The 1,812-nt window shown below is 71.0% G+C and carries 2 protein-coding genes and 1 pseudogene; 1 reads left to right on the top strand and 2 read right to left on the bottom strand.

Annotated features, from left to right (window positions below; genetic code table 11):
* Positions 1 to 1,021, top strand: a 1,021-nt coding sequence (locus tag QMO14_RS33180; protein WP_301512376.1) for a homoserine dehydrogenase, incomplete at its 5' end; no start/stop codon positions are given.
* Here QMO14_RS33180 and QMO14_RS33175 read toward each other — a convergent pair.
* Together QMO14_RS33175 and QMO14_RS33170 are read right to left on the bottom strand one after the other, a co-directional pair.
* Positions 987 to 1,406, bottom strand: a complete 420-nt coding sequence (locus QMO14_RS33175) for a PPC domain-containing DNA-binding protein (protein ID WP_301512375.1) — start codon at positions 1,404 to 1,406, stop codon at positions 987 to 989. The two genes, QMO14_RS33180 and QMO14_RS33175, sit on opposite strands and share 35 nt — an antisense overlap.
* A 6-nt stretch (positions 1,407 to 1,412) precedes the next feature.
* Positions 1,413 to 1,812: pseudogene (locus QMO14_RS33170) on the bottom strand (alpha-D-glucose phosphate-specific phosphoglucomutase); the annotation flags it as partial.

Genomic DNA, 1,812 nt, shown 5'->3' with positions numbered 1-1,812 from the left:
CGGCAAGCACGTGGTCACGGCCAACAAGGCGCTGCTGGCCGTGCACGGCGCGGAGATCTTCGCGGCCGCGTGCGACAAGGGCGTGATCGTGGCCTACGAGGGCGCCGTGGCCGTCAGCATCCCCATCATCAAGGCGTTGCGCGAGGGCCTCGCGGCCAACCGCATCGAATGGGTGGCCGGCATCATCAACGGCACCACGAACTTCATCCTGAGCAAGATGCGCGACGAGGGCCTGGACTTCGCCGCCGCGCTCGCGCAGGCGCAGGCGCTGGGCTATGCCGAAGCCGACCCCAGCTTCGACATCGAAGGCATCGACGCCGCCCACAAGCTGACCCTGCTGGCCGCCAACGCCTTCGGCATGCCGCTTCGCTTCGCCGACGCGCAGGTGGAGGGCATCACCGCACTGCAGGGCGTGGACGTGGCCTGCGCCGAGCAACTCGGCTACCGCATCAAGCTGCTGGGCGTGGCGCGCCGGCAGGCGGCCGGCGTCGAACTGCGCGTGCAGCCTGTGCTCGTGCCGGCCACGCACCTGATGGCGCAGGTGAACGGCTCGATGAACGCCGTCATGGTCAAGAGCGACGCGGCCGGCCTCACGATGTACTACGGTGCCGGAGCGGGCTCGGAGCAGACCGCCTCCGCCGTGATCGCCGACCTGGTCGACGTGGCGCGGCTCGACGGCGTGCATGCCGCGCAGCATGTGCCGCATCTGGGCGTGCATGCGCATGCGACCAACGCGCTCGCCGTGCTGCCGCGCGCAGCCGTCCACACCTCGCACTACCTGCGCGTGCCGGTGCGTGCGGCCAACCAGATCCAGGCGGTCGCAGCCAGTCTCGCGGAACAGAAAGCGCCCGTGCGCCAGGTCGCGCTGGCGGCCGAGCGGCCCGGCATGGCGCCGCAGGTGCTGGTGCTGACCGGGCCGGTGGAGCAGGGCACGCTCGACCTCGCTGTGCATGCGCTGCAGGCGCGCTCCGAGGTGGCGGGGCCGGTCACGACCCTGCGCGTGGAGTCGTTGGAAGGCTGAGCGGGCTCAGCTCGGCATAGCCGGTGAGCGGATCGTGCGTTCGCGCGAACTGCCAGTCGGGCAGCACGGCGACGAGAATCTCCGCCGTGGTCCGCACGATGCACCCCGGCGCAGCATGTCCGCCGAAGACACGGCCCTCGGCGTTCGACACGCTGATGTGCAGATGCGAGCCGTCTGGCGACAGGCTGCMCGCCAGCGTGAGGATTTCCAGGTCGCCCTCGATGCGAGACGGCGTTGGCGCACCCGCGAACCGGATGCTCGCGCCGCTCAGGCTGCCGATGCCGGACACGACGAAAGCCGCTTCACTGCCGCTTCGGCCCAGCGCCGAATCGAGCGACGCCCGCAGGTCGTCGCCCGGGTTCAGCCGCAGCACCAGCGTCCGCATGCGGCTTCAGCTCCCCGAGAGCGCGCCGTCCACCACCTGCTGCGCCTCCTCGAGGATACGCGCGAGGTGCTCCTCGCCCTTGAAGCTCTCGCCGTAGATCTTGTAGATGTTCTCGGTGCCCGAGGGCCGCGCGGCGAACCAGCCGTTCGCGGTCACCACCTTCACGCCGCCGATGGCCGCGCCGTTGCCCGGCGCATGGCTCAGCACCTCGACGATCCTGTCGCCCGCGAGCTCGGTCGAGCGGATCTGCTGCGGCGACAGGCTGGACAGCCGCTTCTTCTGCTCGACCGTGGCCGGCGCGTCCACCCGGTTCGACACCGCCCTGCCCGCGCTCACCGAGCTTGCCGTGTCGCTCTACCTGCCGCGGCCCAGCCAGCCCGCGGGCTTCCACTTCGACGCGCGCCAG

Origin of the sequence: Variovorax sp. CAN15 (genome assembly GCF_030462475.1) — a bacterium.
Lineage (GTDB): Bacteria > Pseudomonadota > Gammaproteobacteria > Burkholderiales > Burkholderiaceae_C > Variovorax.
This window is presented reverse-complemented; position numbering and strand designations above follow the sequence as displayed.